Here is a 17,043-nt window from a genome sequence, read left to right on the forward strand (position 1 = left end):
CCCACAGCAAGAGAGCCTGATAGTAACGGTTACTCAATCCGATCTTTGACAATAAAGAAGTAACACAGCGCCCCGGTGAACGTCACACAGGCCGCGATAACCAGCGCCAGATTAAACGAGTGTGTGGTATCCACGACCCAACCGGTTACGATCGGAGCAAAGGAAGCAAAAACAAAACTGCCAAAGTTTTGAATCCCGGCGATGGAAGCCACTTTTGTTTCTGACACCATCACCTGCACCAGCCCCCATGCAGATGTTCCCGCGAAATGCACGCAGAACAGCGCCATTGAGATAAACGCTACCGCCTGGGCTGGCGAGGAAGATTGCACGACCAGCAACGTGCCTAATGCCGACATCATCAAACCGCAGACAATCGCCGTTTTACGCGTCTTCGCCAGGTCATAGCCTTTTTTCGCCAGCCGATCGACAACAATACCGTTAACCCACATCCCGACCGCCGCCGCGAGGAAAGGAATTGCCGCCACCCAACCGGTTTTCGCCAGACTGAAACCTTGTTCGGCCTACAAATAACCGGGTAACCACGCGATGTAGAGCCAACCGGTATAATTGACGCCAGAGAAACCTAAAATCATCCCCCAGGTTGTCCGATGCTTAAACAGCGCCAGCCACTCGCTAAATTGTAACTGTGGACGCGGTTTAACCGGCGCGGAGAGATATGTCCGTTCTTCCTCGGTCAGGACAAACTGCGCCCGGTTGCGATACCACGCGTACCAACAGATCCCAACCAGAATCCCTGCTACGCCGATGATGACAAACATCGTCCGCCAGCCCCATGCCAGTTGCATCAATACAAGAGCAGGAGGCGCGATAGCCTGACCGATAACGGTAGATGAGTTAAAAATCCCCAGCGCCGTGCCGCGTTCTTTTTGCGCATACCAGTCGGTGATCGACTTTACTCCCGCAGGCATAAATGGCGCTTCGCCAATACCCAGACCGATACGCATTAAAATAAAGTGGCTAAAAGAATTAACCATTCCTGTTAATGCCTGCATTAATGACCAGAATATTAAGCCTGCGCCTAACACTATTCGTGGGCCAAAGCGGTCTAGCAAAATACCGGAAGGAAGTTGTGAAAAACCATAAGACAGAGAAAATGCAGAAAGCAAAACACCAAACTCGGTAGCGGATAATCCTAACTCGCCACGAATTGCTTCACCTGCCACGCTCAATGACGAACGGTCGAGAAAATTAACGATCCCCGCCATAAATAATAAAACCAGGGTCACTGTCTGAATACGACGAATCCGTTGCGGTTTATTACCCGCAACACTGGTTGACACATCAACGTCCATTTTTAGCTCCTTGAGCGGAATTAATCGATTTGATGAATATTCAGAAAATAATTAAGCGAACCGCTATTACCAGTTCCACAATGTGCCATCTTCCAGTCGTGCGACGGGGAGATACGCCGGGTCATACGGATATTTCGCCGCCAGTTTCTCATCGAAAGAAATACCCAGCCCCGGTTCATCGCCTGGGTGCATATAACCTTCATCGAAGCGCCAGCTGTGCGGGAAGACTTCAAACATTTGTTCGGAATAGCCCATGTACTCCTGAACGCCAAAGTTTGGCACCCAGAGGTCAAAATGCAGCGCCGCCGCATGACAAACAGGCGATAAATCTGAAGGGCCATGCGAACCGGTACGTACCTGATAAAGCGATGCAAAATCGACAATCCGTCGCATCCCGGTAATGCCGCCTGCATGGGTAATCGTCGTGCGAATATAGTCAATCAGCTGCTCTTCGATTAACTGTTTGCAGTCCCAGATACTGTTAAACACTTCACCGACCGCAATCGGCGTCACGGTATGCTGGCGAATCAGACGAAAACATTCCTGGTTCTCGGCAGGCGTCGGATCTTCCATCCAGAACAGGCGGTAATCCTCAATGCTCCTCCCAAAGCGCGCCGCTTCGATGGGGGTCAGGCGATGGTGCATGTCATGCAACAGATGTTCGTTAAAACCGAACTTATTACGCACCGCTTCAAATAACTTCGGCGTAAAATCGAGATACTTTTCTGAAGACCACAACTGCTCTTCTGGCCACAGGCCTTTGGTTGCTGGTTCATACGCCAGTCCTTTGCCCTTCGCCAGACCATAGGTGGTTTGCATACCCGGTACACCACACTGCACACGAATCGCCTTAAAGCCCATCTGCTGGTGCTTTGCATAGTCTTCAAGGACTTCATCAATCGTCCGCCCGGTGGTGTGGCAATAAACCATCACGCCTTCACGAGAAGCGCCACCAAGCAGTTGATACAATGGCATATTTGCCGCTTTAGCTTTGATATCCCACAACGCCATATCAATGGCAGAAATGGCCGACATCGTGACGGGACCACGTCGCCAGTAAGCTCCTTTATAAAAGAATTGCCAGATATCTTCGATACGGCTGGCATCGCGGCCAATTAATTGAGGACAAAGATGATCTTTCAGATAAGAAGCGACCGACAATTCGCGACCATTTAACGTGGCATCTCCTAATCCACAAAGTCCGCTTTCAGTGGTTATTTTAAGCGTAACGAAATTACGCCCGGGACAAGTAACAAAAACATCCACAGCAATAATTTTCATTATTGCAATCTCCTGTATTGTAAATAGACACTTCAAACTTAATTTTACGCCTACTACCATACAAGAGAGAAAAGGTGATTATTCAACCGTGATCACATTAAAAATAAAAATTTCTACCGAGGAGAAAAAACACCCTCAAAAACCACCTGAATAATTAGCCATTATCGTTAAAACAACACGTTAAATAATCACATAACAAACTCCATTAATCATTAAAAATGAACACAGCAATAGAAATGAATTATATTCAATTAATTAAAGTATGTATTGGCTGATGTATTGAAAATATAATTTTTATGGGGAGAGTGAAGGTAAAGAAGACGCAAGAATAAAAAGGAATGTGACAAATAATGGTTCTGGTTGGGCGTTAAATTTAAGGTCACCAGAATGCTGACAAATTTCTGCCTGATGCGGCGTAAACGCCTTATCCGCCTACGAAGTGTCACACTTTGTAGGCGTGGTAAGCTCCCCATTTTCAGGGGAGCAATATAAACAAATTACCCCAACCGCGCCTGCGCAAAAGCAATCGCCTGCGCCACCTGTTGCGGTGAGACACCGCCTTTTGCTGCACGCTTGTCGAGGCACGATTGCAGCGACAGAATCGGATAGACATCTTCGCCAATCACCTGGCTGAATTTCTGCAACTCACTGAGCGGCAGATCTTCCAACGCTTTGCCCTGACGAATGGCTTCCACCACAGCTTCACCCACAATATGGTGCGCCTCGCGGAACGGTACGCCTTTCGCCACCAGATAATCCGCCAGTTCAGTAGCGTTGGCGTAACCCTGCTGCGCCGCTTCCTGGCAACGCGGACGTTTCACCTGAATGCCGTCCAGCACCAGCGCCGCCATATGCAGGCAGTCCAGCCAGGTATCGAGCGCGTCGAACAGACCTTCTTTGTCTTCCTGCATATCTTTGTTGTAAGCCAGCGGCAAACCTTTCAGCGTCATCATCATGCCGGTTAACGCCCCCTGCACCCGACCGCATTTACCGCGAATCAGCTCCAGCGCATCCGGGTTTTTCTTCTGCGGCATTAATGATGAACCGGAAGTCACGCGGTCCGAAAGCTCCACAAACCCCGCTTCGCCGGTGTTAAAGAAAATCAGATCTTCAGCAAAACGCGACAGATGCACCATGCCGATAGCGGCAGCAGAAAGCAGTTCCAGCACATGATCACGGTCAGAAACGCTGTCGAGACTGTTACGGGTCGCTGAAGCAAAGCCCAGCCAGCCTGCTAACTGTTCACGATCGATTTCATAGGCCGTTCCTGCCAGTGCGCCACAGCCTAGCGGGCTGACATCCAGACGCTTAAGCGCGTCCTGCAAACGGCTTTCATCACGCGCCAGCATCTCAACGTAGGCCAGGCACCAGTGAGCGAACGTCACCGGCTGGGCGCGTTGCAGGTGAGTGTAACCCGGCATCACCGCGTCCTGATTGTTCTGCGCGGTCTCGACCAGAGCGGATTGTAACTGCCGGTTAGCCGTCAGCAACTCGCTAACGGTATCTTTGCACCACAGTTTCAGGTCAGTTGCTACCTGATCATTACGGCTACGCCCGGTATGCAGTTTTTTGCCTAACTGACCCACTTTGTCGATCAGTTTGCCTTCCACCCAGCTATGGATATCTTCGGCGTCGCTTTCAAGGATTTGTTGTGGCCTGGCGCGAACATCCTCCAGCAGCACGTTCAGCGCCTCTTCCAGTTGCGCCTGCTCTTCTGCGGTTAACACGCCGACCGTTACCAGGGCTTTGGACCAGGCCACAGAGCCAACAATATCCTGCTCCGCCAGACGGTAATCAAAGCGCAGTGAGTCGTTGAATTGTTTGAACCGTTGATCTGCTGCCTGGGTAAAACGCCCGCCCCAAAGTGCCATAACTCTGTTTCCTTATTTTGAAATTCAATGCCGGAAAGCTGCGCCTCCGGCCAACAAAACTTAAGCTAAAATCCGCGTACCCATCGGCATACCGTTAAACAGTGCCGGAAGCTGTTCCGCATGACGCCAGGAGGCGATATCTACCGGACGGCCCAACGTGCGCGCAGCATCCAGCGCCGCGTTCACTTTCACAATCATGCCGTCAGTAATAATGCCCTGCTCAATCAGTTGTTCTGCTTTCGCGGCGGTCATTTCGGCAATACGTTGCCCTTTGCCGTCGAGAATGCCGCTGACGTCAGAGAGCAAAATCAGATCCGCGCCCAGCGTTGCCGCCAGCGCCGTCGCCGCCTGGTCGGCATTGACGTTCATCAGTTGCCCTTCGTCTGTTACGCCAATGGAGCTGACCACCGGCAGATAACCGTTCTCCAGCAAGCTGTTGATAAGCTTAGGCGAACCTGGCTGCGCCAGTCCAACATGGCCTAACTCTTCATCAAGCTGGGTCACTTTGACGCTGTCGCCGTCACCGAGAAACAAACCTACGGCCGCAATCTGATGCTTCTTCGCCCATGCCAGCAGGGTTTTATTTGCCGTTCCCGCCAGTGCTCCGGTGATAATGTCTATCTGATCCGCAGGCGTCACCCGCAGGCCATTTTTCTTTTTCACCGGCAGATTCAGCCCTTTCATCAGCTCATCCACCACGCAACCGCCGCCGTGCACAATCACCAGCGGACGCTGATGTGACTCGCGATAATTCACCAGTGCGCTAAACAGACGTTCCAGCGCCTCTTCACTATCCAGCAGTACGCCACCCAGTTTGATAATTAATGGATTCATCATTGCACCCTTAAATAAGAGACTGCGTTTCCGCATAGCCGAAACGAATATTGGCGCACTGCACCGCTTGTGCCGCCGCGCCTTTCAGTAAGTTGTCTTCGGTCGCCACAATAATCAGATGCTCGCCCTGAACGGCAAAACCGATATCGCAGAATGGCAGTCCAACGACATTTTTCAGCGCCGGAACGCCTTTGTCATACAGCCGCATCAGTGGTTTATGGGCATACGCCTGCTGTAACGCTTGCGCCACTTGCACCTGGCTCACACCCGGTTTCAGGCGGCAGGTAATGGTTTCGAGAATGCCGCGCGGGAAATTGCCCAGATGCGGGGTGAAGATAACGTCAGCACCGAGGTGTGTGGCGATCTCTGGTTGATGGCGATGGGTAAAGACGCCATACGGTTGCAGGCTAACTTCACAAAAACTATTTGAAATCGCTGCCTTACGTCCTGCACCGCTCACGCCGCTGGTGGCGTTGATCACCGGCCACTGATTGAGGTCAAGAAGATCGGCATCAATCAACGGTTTCAGCGCCAGCTGTGCTGCCGTCGGATAACAGCCTGGCACGGCAATCAAGTTCGCTTCTTTTAATTTATTACCGCACCACTCCGCCAGACCGTAGGCTGCCTGTTCCAGCAGTTCCGGGTATTGATGGGTAAAGCCGTAATATTTTTCATAGAAGGCGACATCGTTAACACGAAACGCGCCGGAAAGGTCGAACACCACACAGCCTGCTTCAAGAAATTGCGGCGCTAAATCGTGGCTGACTTCATGGGCGGTGGCGAGAAACACCACGTCCACCCCTGGGCTAAACTCGCTGATATCCGACATCGGCTGCAACGGCAGATCAACGATGCCTTTTAGCTGCGGATGCAAATCGGAGATTAACTTTCCCGCATCATTGCTTTGCGCTGAAACAGTCAAAGCGGTTATGTTCATATGCGGATGGCGATTTACATAGGTCACTAGCTCTGCGCCAGCGTAGCCGCTGGCACCCACAATCAGCGTATTCAACATCGGGGCTATTCACCTTCTTATGTCTGGTTGCCAGGTTAAACGTAAAACATTCACCTTACGGCTGGTGGGTTTTATTACGCTCAACGTTAGTGTATTTTTATTCATAAATACTGCATGAATATTGATACTATCATGACCAGAGGTGTGTCAACAATGAAAAACAAATTACCGCCATTTATCGAGATTTACCGTGCTCTGATTGCCACACCTTCAATAAGCGCCACGGAAGAGGCACTCGATCAAAGCAATGCAGATTTAATCACTCTGCTGGCGGACTGGTTTAAGGATTTAGGCTTCAATGTGGAAGTACAGCCTGTGCCAGGAACTCGCAACAAATTTAATATGCTGGCCAGTTGCGGACAGGGGGCTGGCGGTTTGTTGCTGGCGGGGCATACCGATACGGTGCCATTTGATGACGGACGCTGGACGCGCGATCCATTTACGTTGACGGAGCATGACGGCAAGCTTTACGGCTTAGGCACCGCCGACATGAAAGGCTTTTTTGCGTTTATCCTTGATGCGCTACGCGATGTCGACGTCACGAAGCTTGCAAAACCGCTCTACATTCTGGCGACTGCCGATGAAGAAACCAGTATGGCCGGAGCGCGTTATTTTGCCGAAACTACCGCCCTGCGCCCGGATTGCGCCATCATTGGCGAGCCAACGTCGCTGCAACCGGTACGCGCGCATAAAGGTCATATCTCTAACGCCATCCGTATTCAGGGCCAGTCGGGCCACTCCAGCGATCCAGCACGCGGAGTTAACGCTATCGAACTGATGCACGACGCCATCGGGCATATTTTGCAATTGCGCGATAACCTGAAAGAACGTTATCACTACGACGCGTTTACCGTGCCATACCCTACGCTCAACCTCGGGCATATCCACGGCGGCGATGCATCTAACCGTATTTGCGCTTGTTGTGAGTTGCATATGGATATTCGTCCGCTGCCAGGCATGACACTCAATGAACTTAACGGTTTGCTCAACGATGCATTGGCTCCAGTGAGCGAACGCTGGCCGGGTCGTCTGACGGTCGACGAGCTGCATCCGCCGATCCCTGGCTATGAATGCCCACCGAATCATCAACTGGTTGAAGTGGTTGAGAAATTGCTCGGAGCAAAGACCGAAGTGGTGAATTACTGTACCGAAGCGCCGTTTATTCAAACGTTATGCCCGACGCTGGTTCTGGGGCCTGGCTCAATTAATCAGGCTCATCAGCCTGATGAATATCTGGAGACGAGGTTTATCAAGCCCACCCGCGAACTGATCACCCAGGTGATTCACCATTTTTGCTGGCATTAAAACGTAGGCCAAACAATGTCGGATGCGATGCTTGCGCATCTTATCCGACCTACACCTTTGGTGTTATTCGAGGCGATTTTTTAACATTCCCATAAGTTACGCTTATTTAAAGCGTCGTGAATTTAATGGCGTAAATTCCTGCTATTTATTCGTTTGCTGAAGCGATTTCGCAGCATTTGACGTCACCGCTTTTACGTGGCTTTATAAAAGACGACGAAAAGCAAAGCCCGAGCATATTCGCGCCAATGCGACGTGAAGGATACAGGGCTATCAAACGATAAGATGGGGTGTCTGGGGTAATATGAACGAACAATATTCCGCATTGCGTAGTAATGTCAGTATGCTCGGCAAAGTGCTGGGAGAAACCATCAAGGATGCGTTGGGAGAACACATTCTTGAACGCGTAGAAACTATCCGTAAGTTGTCCAAATCTTCACGCGCTGGCAATGATGCTAACCGCCAGGAGTTGCTCACCACCTTACAAAATTTGTCGAACGACGAGCTGCTGCCCGTTGCGCGTGCGTTTAGTCAGTTTCTGAACCTGGCCAACACCGCCGAGCAATACCACAGCATTTCGCCGAAAGGCGAAGCTGCCAGCAACCCGGAAGTGATCGCCCGCACCCTGCGCAAACTGAAAAACCAGCCGGAACTGAGCGAAGACACCATAAAAAAAGCAGTGGAATCGCTGTCGCTGGAACTGGTCCTCACGGCTCACCCAACCGAAATTACCCGTCGTACACTGATCCACAAAATGGTGGAAGTGAACGCCTGCTTAAAACAGCTCGATAACAAAGATATCGCCGACTACGAACATAACCAGCTGATGCGCCGCCTGCGCCAGTTGATCGCCCAGTCATGGCATACAGATGAAATCCGTAAGCTGCGTCCAAGCCCGGTAGATGAAGCCAAATGGGGCTTTGCCGTAGTAGAAAACAGCCTGTGGCAAGGCGTACCGAATTACCTGCGCGAACTGAACGAACAACTGGAAGAGAATCTCGGCTACAAACTGCCCGTCGAATTTGTTCCGGTCCGTTTTACCTCGTGGATGGGCGGTGACCGCGACGGCAACCCGAACGTCACTGCCGATATCACCCGCCACGTCCTGCTGCTCAGTCGCTGGAAAGCCACCGATCTGTTCCTGAAAGATATTCAGGTGCTGGTTTCTGAACTGTCGATGGTTGAAGCGACCCCTGAACTGCTGGCGCTGGTTGGCGAAGAAGGTGCCGCAGAACCGTATCGCTATCTGATGAAAAACCTGCGTTCTCGCCTGATGGCGACACAGGCATGGCTGGAAGCGCGCCTGAAAGGCGAAGAACTGCCAAAACCAGAAGGCCTGCTGACACAAAACGAAGAACTGTGGGAACCGCTCTACGCTTGCTACCAGTCACTTCAGGCGTGTGGCATGGGTATTATCGCCAACGGCGATCTGCTCGACACCCTGCGCCGCGTGAAATGTTTCGGCGTACCGCTGGTGCGTATTGATATCCGTCAGGAGAGCACCCGCCATACCGAAGCGCTGGGCGAGCTGACCCGCTACCTCGGTATCGGCGACTACGAGAGCTGGTCAGAAGCCGACAAACAGGCGTTCCTGATCCGCGAACTGAACTCCAAACGTCCGCTTCTACCGCGCAACTGGCAACCAAGCGCCGAAACGCGCGAAGTGCTCGATACCTGCCAGGTGATTGCCGAAGCGCCGCAAGGCTCCATTGCCGCCTACGTGATCTCGATGGCGAAAACGCCGTCCGACGTGCTGGCTGTCCACCTGCTGCTGAAAGAAGCGGGTATCGGGTTTGCGATGCCGGTTGCTCCGCTGTTTGAAACCCTCGATGACCTGAACAACGCCAACGATGTCATGACCCAGCTGCTGAATATCGACTGGTATCGCGGCCTGATTCAGGGCAAACAGATGGTGATGATTGGCTATTCCGACTCAGCAAAAGATGCGGGCGTGATGGCAGCTTCCTGGGCGCAATATCAGGCACAGGATGCATTAATCAAAACCTGCGAAAAAGCGGGTATTGAGCTGACGTTGTTCCACGGTCGCGGCGGTTCCATTGGTCGCGGCGGCGCACCTGCCCATGCGGCGCTGCTGTCACAACCGCCAGGAAGCCTGAAAGGTGGCCTGCGCGTGACCGAACAGGGCGAGATGATCCGCTTTAAATATGGTCTGCCAGAAATCACCGTCAGCAGCCTGTCGCTGTACACCGGGGCGATTCTGGAAGCCAACCTGCTGCCACCGCCTGAGCCGAAAGAGAGCTGGCGTCGTATTATGGATGAACTGTCTGTTATCTCCTGCGATGTCTACCGCGGCTACGTACGTGAAAACAAAGATTTTGTGCCTTACTTCCGCTCCGCTACGCCGGAACAAGAATTGGGTAAACTGCCGTTGGGTTCACGTCCGGCGAAACGTCGCCCAACCGGCGGCGTCGAGTCACTGCGCGCTATTCCGTGGATTTTCGCCTGGACGCAAAACCGCCTGATGCTCCCCGCCTGGCTGGGTGCAGGTACGGCGCTGCAAAAAGTGGTCGAAGATGGCAAACAGAACGAGCTGGAAGCCATGTGCCGCGATTGGCCATTCTTCTCGACGCGTCTCGGCATGCTGGAGATGGTCTTCGCCAAAGCAGACCTGTGGCTGGCGGAATACTATGACCAACGCCTGGTAGACAAAGCACTGTGGCCGTTAGGTAAAGAGTTACGCAATCTGCAAGAAGAAGACATCAAAGTGGTGCTGGCGATTGCCAACGATTCTCACCTGATGGCCGATCTGCCGTGGATTGCAGAGTCTATTCAGCTACGGAATATTTACACCGACCCGCTGAACGTATTGCAGGCCGAGTTGCTGCACCGCTCCCGCCAGGCAGAAAAAGAAGGCCAGGAACCGGATCCTCGCGTCGAGCAGGCGTTAATGGTCACTATTGCCGGGATTGCGGCAGGTATGCGTAATACCGGCTAATCTTCCTCTCCTGCAAACCCTCGTGCTTTTGCGCGAGGGTTTTCTGAAATACTTCTGTTCTAACACCCTCGTTTTCAATATATTTCTGTCTGCATTTTATTCAAAATCTGGATATCCCTTCAGATATCCTTAAGGAATTGTCGTTACATTCGGCGATATTTTTTTCAAGACAGGTTCTTACTATGCATTCCACAGAAGTCCAGGCTAAACCCCTTTTTAGCTGGAAAGCCCTGGGTTGGGCACTGCTCTACTTTTGGTTTTTCTCTACTCTGCTACAGGCCATTATTTACATCAGTGGTTATAGTGGCACTAACGGCATTCGCGACTCGCTGTTATTCAGTTCGCTGTGGTTGATCCCGGTATTCCTCTTTCCGAAGCGGATTAAAATTATTGCCGCAGTGATCGGCGTGGTGCTATGGGCGGCCTCTCTGGCGGCGCTGTGCTATTACGTCATCTACGGTCAGGAGTTCTCGCAGAGCGTTCTGTTTGTGATGTTCGAAACCAACACCAACGAAGCCAGCGAGTATTTAAGCCAGTATTTCAGCCTGAAAATTGTGCTTATCGCGCTGGCCTATACGGCGGTGGCAGTTCTGCTGTGGACACGCCTGCGCCCGGTCTATATTCCAAAGCCGTGGCGTTATGTTGTCTCTTTTGCCCTGCTTTATGGCTTGATTCTGCATCCGATCGCCATGAATACGTTTATCAAGAACAAGCCGTTTGAGAAAACGTTGGATAACCTGGCATCGCGTATGGAGCCTGCCGCACCGTGGCAATTCCTGACCGGCTATTATCAGTATCGTCAGCAACTAAACTCGCTAACAAAGCTACTGAATGAAAATAATGCCTTGCCGCCGCTGGCTAATTTCAAAGATGAATCGGGTAACGAACCGCGCACCTTAGTGCTGGTAATTGGCGAATCGACCCAGCGTGGACGCATGAGTCTGTACGGTTATCCGCGTGAAACCACGCCGGAGCTGGATGCGCTGCATAAAACCGATCCGAATCTGACCGTGTTTAATAACGTGGTTACGTCTCGTCCGTACACCATTGAAATCCTGCAACAGGCGCTGACCTTTGCTAATGAAAAGAACCCGGATCTGTATCTGACGCAGCCGTCGCTGATGAACATGATGAAACAGGCGGGTTATAAAACCTTCTGGATCACCAACCAGCAGACGATGACCGCCCGCAATACCATGCTGACGGTATTTTCGCGCCAGACCGACAAGCAGTACTACATGAACCAGCAACGTACGCAGAGTGCGCGTGAATACGACACCAACGTGCTGAAGCCGTTCCAGGAAGTGCTGAAGGACCCTGCGCCGAAGAAACTGATCATCGTTCATCTGCTGGGTACGCATATCAAGTACAAGTACCGTTATCCGGAAGATCAGGGCAAATTTGACGGTAATACAGAGCATGTTCCACCGGGATTAAACGCAGAAGAGCTGGAGTCATATAATGATTATGACAATGCTAACCTGTACAACGATCACGTGGTTGCCAGCCTGATTAAAGACTTTAAAGCGACCGATCCGAACGGTTTCCTGGTTTATTTCTCTGACCACGGTGAAGAGGTTTACGACACGCCGCCGCACAAAACTCAGGGGCGTAATGAAGACAACCCGACGCGTCATATGTACACCATTCCGTTCCTGCTGTGGACGTCAGAAAAATGGCAAGCGACTCATCCGCGTGATTTCTCACAGGATGTTGATCGTAAATACAGCCTGGCGGAACTGATCCACACCTGGTCAGATTTGGCGGGCTTATCTTACGACGGTTACGATCCAACCCGTTCAGTGGTGAATCCGCAGTTCAAAGAAACTACCCGCTGGATTGGTAACCCGTATAAGAAAAACGCACTGATCGATTACGACACTCTGCCGTATGGCGATCAGGTGGGTAATCAGTAATTATCAGCCAGATGTTATTTGCCGGATGCGACGCTTGACGCGTCTTATCCGGCCTACAGATCGCGGCGGTAGGCCGGGTAAGGCATTTACGCCGCATCCGGCAATACAAGGCGACTGAAACTGTCGCAATGTTTACATCGAACTCCCATCAGGCCACACTTTTCAGGTGGCCTTTTTTCATAATGCCAGTTACTGTTTTCCCGTCTACATACCTAAGGGAATAACATGTATCACGACGTCAGCTATCTGCTCTCCCGCCTGATAAACGGCCCGCTGTCCCTGCGCCAGATTTACTTTGCCAGCAGCAACGGCCCGGTGCCCGATCTTGCGTATCAGGTCGATTTTCCACGGCTGGAAATTGTGCTGGAAGGTGAGTTTATTGATACCGGCGCTGGAGCAGCGTTAGTTCCCGGCGATGTGCTGTACGTCCCTGCTGGTGGCTGGAATTTTCCACAATGGCAAGCCCCCGCCACCACCTTTAGCGTGCTGTTTGGCAAACAGCAACTCGGCTTCAGCGTTGTGCAATGGGATGGCAAACAATATCAAAATCTGGCGAAGCAACACGTCGCCCGACGCGGCCCGCGCATTGGTTCTTTTCTGCTACAAACGCTCAATGAAATGCAAATGCAGTCGCAGGAGCAGCAAACGGCCAGACTTATCGTCGCCAGCCTGCTTAGCCACTGCCGCGATTTGCTCGGCAGCCAAATACAGACCGCCTCACGCAGCCAGGCTCTATTCGAAGCTATTCGTGATTATATCGACGAACGCTATGCCTCCGCACTTACCCGCGAATCTGTCGCACAGGCGTTCTATATTTCGCCAAATTACCTCTCGCACCTGTTTCAAAAAACGGGGGCCATTGGTTTTAACGAATACCTGAATCACACGCGACTGGAGCACGCTAAGACATTATTGAAAGGCTATGACCTGAAGGTAAAAGAAGTGGCGCACGCCTGCGGCTTTGTCGACAGCAACTACTTCTGCCGTCTGTTTCGTAAAAATACCGAACGCTCGCCGTCGGAATATCGTCGGCAGTACCACAGCCAACTGACAGAAAAACCGACTACTCCAGAATAAGATGGGTTTGCTGCGGCGCAGAAAGCACTTTGCGCACTGCGCTCATCACCCTCTGCGGCTCACGCAGGAAAGCGTAGATGCTGCATTGCACGTAGCGACAATGTTCAAATCGCTCAGCACCGGCAAGCTCGATATCCGTAATTAACAGCGCAACATCCGCCCGGCGGATATCCTCGTCCGCTAAACGATTCTCCGTTCCCAACGCGCCCTGAGTTTCAATGCTAACGCCCCACTTCTCTAACTGGCACAACTTTTCCAGCCGTTCCGCCGCCATATAAGTATGCGCCACGCCGCTTACGCAGGCGGTTACTGCCACCAGATATGCCATTTTAACCTCCCACGGTAACCTGAAATCCGGCCCGTTCTGCCATTTCACGCATCGTTGCCACATCGGCTGACGACGGCGCAGAAACCTCTTTCATCGACCATGTTTTCCCCAGCAGGCGGTATTTCGGCTCGCCGTACTGATGAAACGGTAACAGATGGATCTGCTTGATATTCAGCGGGATCAGCACGTCCAGCGCCTGCTGCATATTCTCCCGGCTGAGCGTGAAACCAGGGATCAGCGGTAAACGCGGGATCACGTTGACACCCTCACTCACCAGCAAACGCAGATTCTCCAGCACGCGTTGCAGGTTCATCTTCACCACATCCCGCGCCTGAGCCGCATCCATAATTTTTAAATCGAACAACACTTCATCGCACAATTTCGCCAGCGGTAACAGCTTGCTGGCTGGCGCGTCTCCGGCAGTTTCGATGGCGCATGACACACCCCATAGCCGCAGTCGCTGTAAAAAACGGGTCGCAAACTCCGCCTGCATTAACACTTCGCCGCCAGAAAGCGTGACGCCACCGCCGGACGTGCGAAAGAAAATGTCATCTTTCATCACTTCCCGTTCCAGAGCGTCAAGGCTGATATCGCGACCAATCCGTTCAAATGCCCCGGAGGGGCATTCATCCGCATCACGCAAACATTTCGCGCAGTGCAGACATTTCGCCTCTCTGCGCACCGTCTGGATTTTGCCGGAGATCGACTCCGGATTAGCACACCATGGGCAAAGATGCGGACAGCCTTTAAAAAAGACCACCGTACGAATGCCCTCGCCGTCATTCAGTGAATAACGCTGAATGTTGAAAATGCGCGCCACATCATTGCGGCGCGTTTCCACAACGTTACAGCTGATGCGCTGTCCGGCGGATGATGTCATCCTGGATCTCCTTCGACAGTTCGACAAAGAAGGCGCTGTATCCGGCAACGCGCACCACCAGCCCGGCATAATCTTGTGGGCGCTGTTGCGCTTCCCGTAACGTGTCGGCGTTCACCACGTTAAACTGAATATGCTGCAACTTAAGCTGGGTAAACGCCCGTAAGAAGTCGGCCAGTTTGCGTAATCCCGCTTCACCTTCCAGGGTCGCCGGAGTGAATTTCACGTTCAGCAACGTACCGTTAGACAGCAGCGTATTATCGAGCTTACTGACTGATTTCAGCACCGCCGTTGGCCCTTGTGCATCCTGACCCAGCATGGGTGACAAGCCACCGTCTGCCAGTTGTTCCCCGGCAAAACGACCGTCTGGCGTCGCGCCAACCACCGATCCCAACGGGACGTGAGCAGAAACGGTATACGATCCTGGCGTGAAGTAGCCGCCGCGCGGGTTCTGGTATTTTTCCACTTCTTTGCAGTAGTGGCGTAACAGTTCGGCGCTGATGTTATCCACCTCGTCGATATCGTTACCGTATTTCTCGAAGCGGTTAATTAAGCGAGCGCGGACTTTTTCGCCTTCTGGCGTGGCGAAGTTGGCTTTTAATACCGACAGCAATTCGTCAAAACTTAAACGCTGTTGATCAAAAATCATCCCTTTCAACGCATGGAGAGAATCGCTCAGGTTGGCGATACCGATCCCCTGTACGCCGGAGAAGTTATAACGCGCGCCGCCGTCAGTAATATCGCGGCCTTTTTCCAGACAATCGCTGATAAAAGACGAGAGTAGCGGTACAGGTGCCCAGTCGCGATGGCCGATATCACAAATATTGCTGCCCTCAACCATCAGGGTGATGTAGTGGCTGATCTTGGCGCGGATCTGTTCCAGTAAACCTTCATAAGTCAGCGCAGCGTTGCCTTCATTTTCATGCAGGCAGATTTCCATCACTTTCAGCAGGTTAAACATCGCGATGTCATGCAAGCCGTAGGTTCTGCCGGGAATAGATAATTCCACACAGCCCACTACGGAATAGTCGCGCGCATCTTCCAGCGAAACGCCACGGTTGAGGAACGCTGGCACCACCACTTCATCGTTAAAGATTTGCGGAATACCGGTGCCGAGGCGAATGGTTTCTGCGGTTTTCATCAGGAACGGCGTGTCGATCAAGGCGTTAGTGCGCACGCCGAGGTTCGGTTGCGGTAATTGCACGCTTTGATAAGCGTCAAGGCAAAGGAACGAAAGCACGTTCACCGCGCTACGTCCGTTCTCGGTTAACCCGCCGAGCAGTGCGGTATAGCCGGTAGGGAAACCTGCGAAATAACGCGCGCTACTGGTGGAGCGCAACAGCACGATGTCGTTGCATTTCACCCATAAAGATTCGAGCAGTTCTTTCAGGAATGCCGGATCTTCGCCCTGGGTTAATGATGTCTGATAGAACGGCAACATATACTGGTCGAAGCGCCCCAACGATAGCGAACTGGCGTTGGATTCGTATTGCAGAATGATGTTCATGTACCAGAATAACTGGCACGCCTGCCAGAACGTCTGCGGCTTATGTTCGGCGTTATGGCGGGAGATCTCCGCAATGGTCAGCAGTTCTTCGCGACGCTGGCCATCAGTGCAGCTTGCCGCCATCGTTTCCGCCAGTTCGGCGTAACGCAAAATATGTTTCTGCGAGGCTTCCAGCAGTAACAGCGCTGCCTGATAAAAGTGATTCTCCGGCTGTTGCTGACAATGTTGCTGCATCTGTGCCACCAGCTCCCCCAGCCCGTGATTCAGCAGGCGCGGGTAATCAATAATAATGTGCCCCTGGCCTTTATCCGTCTGGTTGATGCTGAAAATCTGCGTGCTGGTCGCGGCTTTTACTTCATCCGTCATCTGCCCGTTGATGAAATCTTTCATCGAACGTTTTTCCCAGTACGGGAACAACTCTTCGCGGTAGATACGTTTATCTTCTTCGCTGATAGCAAAGCGGTCCTGCGGACGCGTCGGGAATTGATCCAGCTCTTTCAGCAGCCAGTAAGGGTCCATTTCCGGCGACATAATCCCGGCGCGTGGTTTTACGGTGCGGTTACCGGCAATCAGTTCTTCATCACGAATCGAAATTTCAACGTGTTCAAGGATATACGCTGTTGCTTTCGCCCGACGCATTATCACCGGCTCCCCTTCGGTTTGCCGATGGCTGGCGGTATAAAGCAACGCCCGCTCCAGCGAGATTTCACGGGTATTGGCAAACAGTGCAGTTTTGAGGCGAGAGATACGATTCGTCATGAGGAAC

Annotated in this window: 11 protein-coding genes and 1 pseudogene; 4 read left to right on the forward strand and 8 right to left on the reverse strand. The window is 52.2% G+C overall.

What is annotated here, in order from left to right:
* Positions 1–29: 29 nt before the first annotated feature.
* The 5 genes and pseudogenes from EAS44_RS23630 to argC form a co-directional block, all read right to left on the reverse strand.
* Positions 30–1,313, reverse strand: a pseudogene (locus EAS44_RS23630) (MFS transporter).
* Positions 1,314–1,379: 66 nt separating this feature from the next.
* Positions 1,380–2,594: a D-mannonate dehydratase ManD gene (manD, locus tag EAS44_RS23635; protein ID WP_000691040.1), complete on the reverse strand. Its 1,215-nt coding sequence runs from the start codon at positions 2,592–2,594 to the stop codon at positions 1,380–1,382.
* 497 nt (positions 2,595–3,091) lie between these two features.
* Positions 3,092–4,465, reverse strand: coding sequence for an argininosuccinate lyase (argH, locus tag EAS44_RS23645; RefSeq protein WP_001230079.1), 1,374 nt, complete (start codon positions 4,463–4,465; stop codon positions 3,092–3,094).
* Between the two features lie 60 nt (positions 4,466–4,525).
* Complete coding sequence (gene argB / locus EAS44_RS23650) at positions 4,526–5,302, reverse strand: acetylglutamate kinase (protein ID WP_001302318.1); 777 nt, start codon at positions 5,300–5,302, stop codon at positions 4,526–4,528.
* Between the two features lie 7 nt (positions 5,303–5,309).
* Positions 5,310–6,314: an N-acetyl-gamma-glutamyl-phosphate reductase gene (gene argC / locus EAS44_RS23655; protein WP_000935378.1), complete on the reverse strand. Its 1,005-nt coding sequence runs from the start codon at positions 6,312–6,314 to the stop codon at positions 5,310–5,312.
* 153 nt (positions 6,315–6,467) lie between these two features.
* Between argC and argE the strand changes: the two genes are divergently transcribed.
* The 4 genes from argE (at position 6,468) to yijO (ending at position 13,565) form a co-directional block, all read left to right on the forward strand.
* Positions 6,468–7,619 carry an acetylornithine deacetylase gene (gene argE / locus EAS44_RS23660; protein WP_001298411.1) on the forward strand — a complete coding sequence of 384 codons (1,152 nt, stop codon included), beginning with the start codon at positions 6,468–6,470 and terminating at the stop codon, positions 7,617–7,619.
* Positions 7,620–7,920: 301 nt separating this feature from the next.
* The gene (gene ppc / locus EAS44_RS23665; RefSeq protein WP_001005584.1) at positions 7,921–10,572 is read left to right on the forward strand and encodes a phosphoenolpyruvate carboxylase; all 2,652 of its coding nucleotides are present in this window, start codon (positions 7,921–7,923) and stop codon (positions 10,570–10,572) included.
* A gap of 182 nt (positions 10,573–10,754) precedes the next feature.
* The gene (gene eptC / locus EAS44_RS23670; RefSeq protein WP_000556298.1) at positions 10,755–12,488 is read left to right on the forward strand and encodes a phosphoethanolamine transferase CptA; all 1,734 of its coding nucleotides are present in this window, start codon (positions 10,755–10,757) and stop codon (positions 12,486–12,488) included.
* A gap of 225 nt (positions 12,489–12,713) precedes the next feature.
* Entirely contained in the window at positions 12,714–13,565 is an 852-nt protein-coding gene (gene yijO / locus EAS44_RS23675) for an AraC family transcriptional regulator (RefSeq protein WP_000274617.1), read from the forward strand.
* On the opposite strand, the gene frwD is transcribed toward yijO, so the two are convergent.
* The 3 genes from frwD to pflD are packed head-to-tail and all read right to left on the reverse strand — an operon-like array spanning position 13,552 to position 17,036.
* The gene (frwD, locus tag EAS44_RS23680; protein WP_000323849.1) at positions 13,552–13,893 is read right to left on the reverse strand and encodes a PTS fructose-like transporter subunit IIB; all 342 of its coding nucleotides are present in this window, start codon (positions 13,891–13,893) and stop codon (positions 13,552–13,554) included. The genes yijO and frwD overlap by 14 nt on opposite strands.
* 1 nt (position 13,894) lies before the next feature.
* Positions 13,895–14,773 (reverse strand): [formate-C-acetyltransferase]-activating enzyme, encoded by an 879-nt coding sequence (pflC, locus tag EAS44_RS23685; protein ID WP_000204137.1) that lies wholly within the window; start codon positions 14,771–14,773, stop codon positions 13,895–13,897.
* Positions 14,739–17,036, reverse strand: coding sequence for a formate C-acetyltransferase (gene pflD, locus EAS44_RS23690; RefSeq protein WP_000184865.1), 2,298 nt, complete (start codon positions 17,034–17,036; stop codon positions 14,739–14,741). The genes pflC and pflD overlap by 35 nt, the downstream gene beginning before the upstream one ends.
* Positions 17,037–17,043: the final 7 nt, after the last annotated feature.

Source organism: Escherichia coli DSM 30083 = JCM 1649 = ATCC 11775 (assembly GCF_003697165.2).
Lineage (GTDB): Bacteria > Pseudomonadota > Gammaproteobacteria > Enterobacterales > Enterobacteriaceae > Escherichia > Escherichia coli.

Bases quoted from the DNA above. Each gene is read 5' to 3' on its own strand.
- argE (WP_001298411.1), top strand. From the start codon at position 6,468: ATGAAAAACAAATTACCGCCATTTATCGAGATTTACCGTGCTCTGATT.
- frwD (WP_000323849.1), bottom strand. From the start codon at position 13,893: ATGGCATATCTGGTGGCAGTAACCGCCTGCGTAAGCGGCGTGGCGCAT.
- manD (WP_000691040.1), bottom strand. From the start codon at position 2,594: ATGAAAATTATTGCTGTGGATGTTTTTGTTACTTGTCCCGGGCGTAAT.
- argH (WP_001230079.1), bottom strand. From the start codon at position 4,465: ATGGCACTTTGGGGCGGGCGTTTTACCCAGGCAGCAGATCAACGGTTC.
- yijO (WP_000274617.1), top strand. From the start codon at position 12,714: ATGTATCACGACGTCAGCTATCTGCTCTCCCGCCTGATAAACGGCCCG.
- pflD (WP_000184865.1), bottom strand. From the start codon at position 17,036: ATGACGAATCGTATCTCTCGCCTCAAAACTGCACTGTTTGCCAATACC.
- eptC (WP_000556298.1), top strand. From the start codon at position 10,755: ATGCATTCCACAGAAGTCCAGGCTAAACCCCTTTTTAGCTGGAAAGCC.
- argB (WP_001302318.1), bottom strand. From the start codon at position 5,302: ATGATGAATCCATTAATTATCAAACTGGGTGGCGTACTGCTGGATAGT.
- argC (WP_000935378.1), bottom strand. From the start codon at position 6,314: ATGTTGAATACGCTGATTGTGGGTGCCAGCGGCTACGCTGGCGCAGAG.
- pflC (WP_000204137.1), bottom strand. From the start codon at position 14,773: ATGACATCATCCGCCGGACAGCGCATCAGCTGTAACGTTGTGGAAACG.
- ppc (WP_001005584.1), top strand. From the start codon at position 7,921: ATGAACGAACAATATTCCGCATTGCGTAGTAATGTCAGTATGCTCGGC.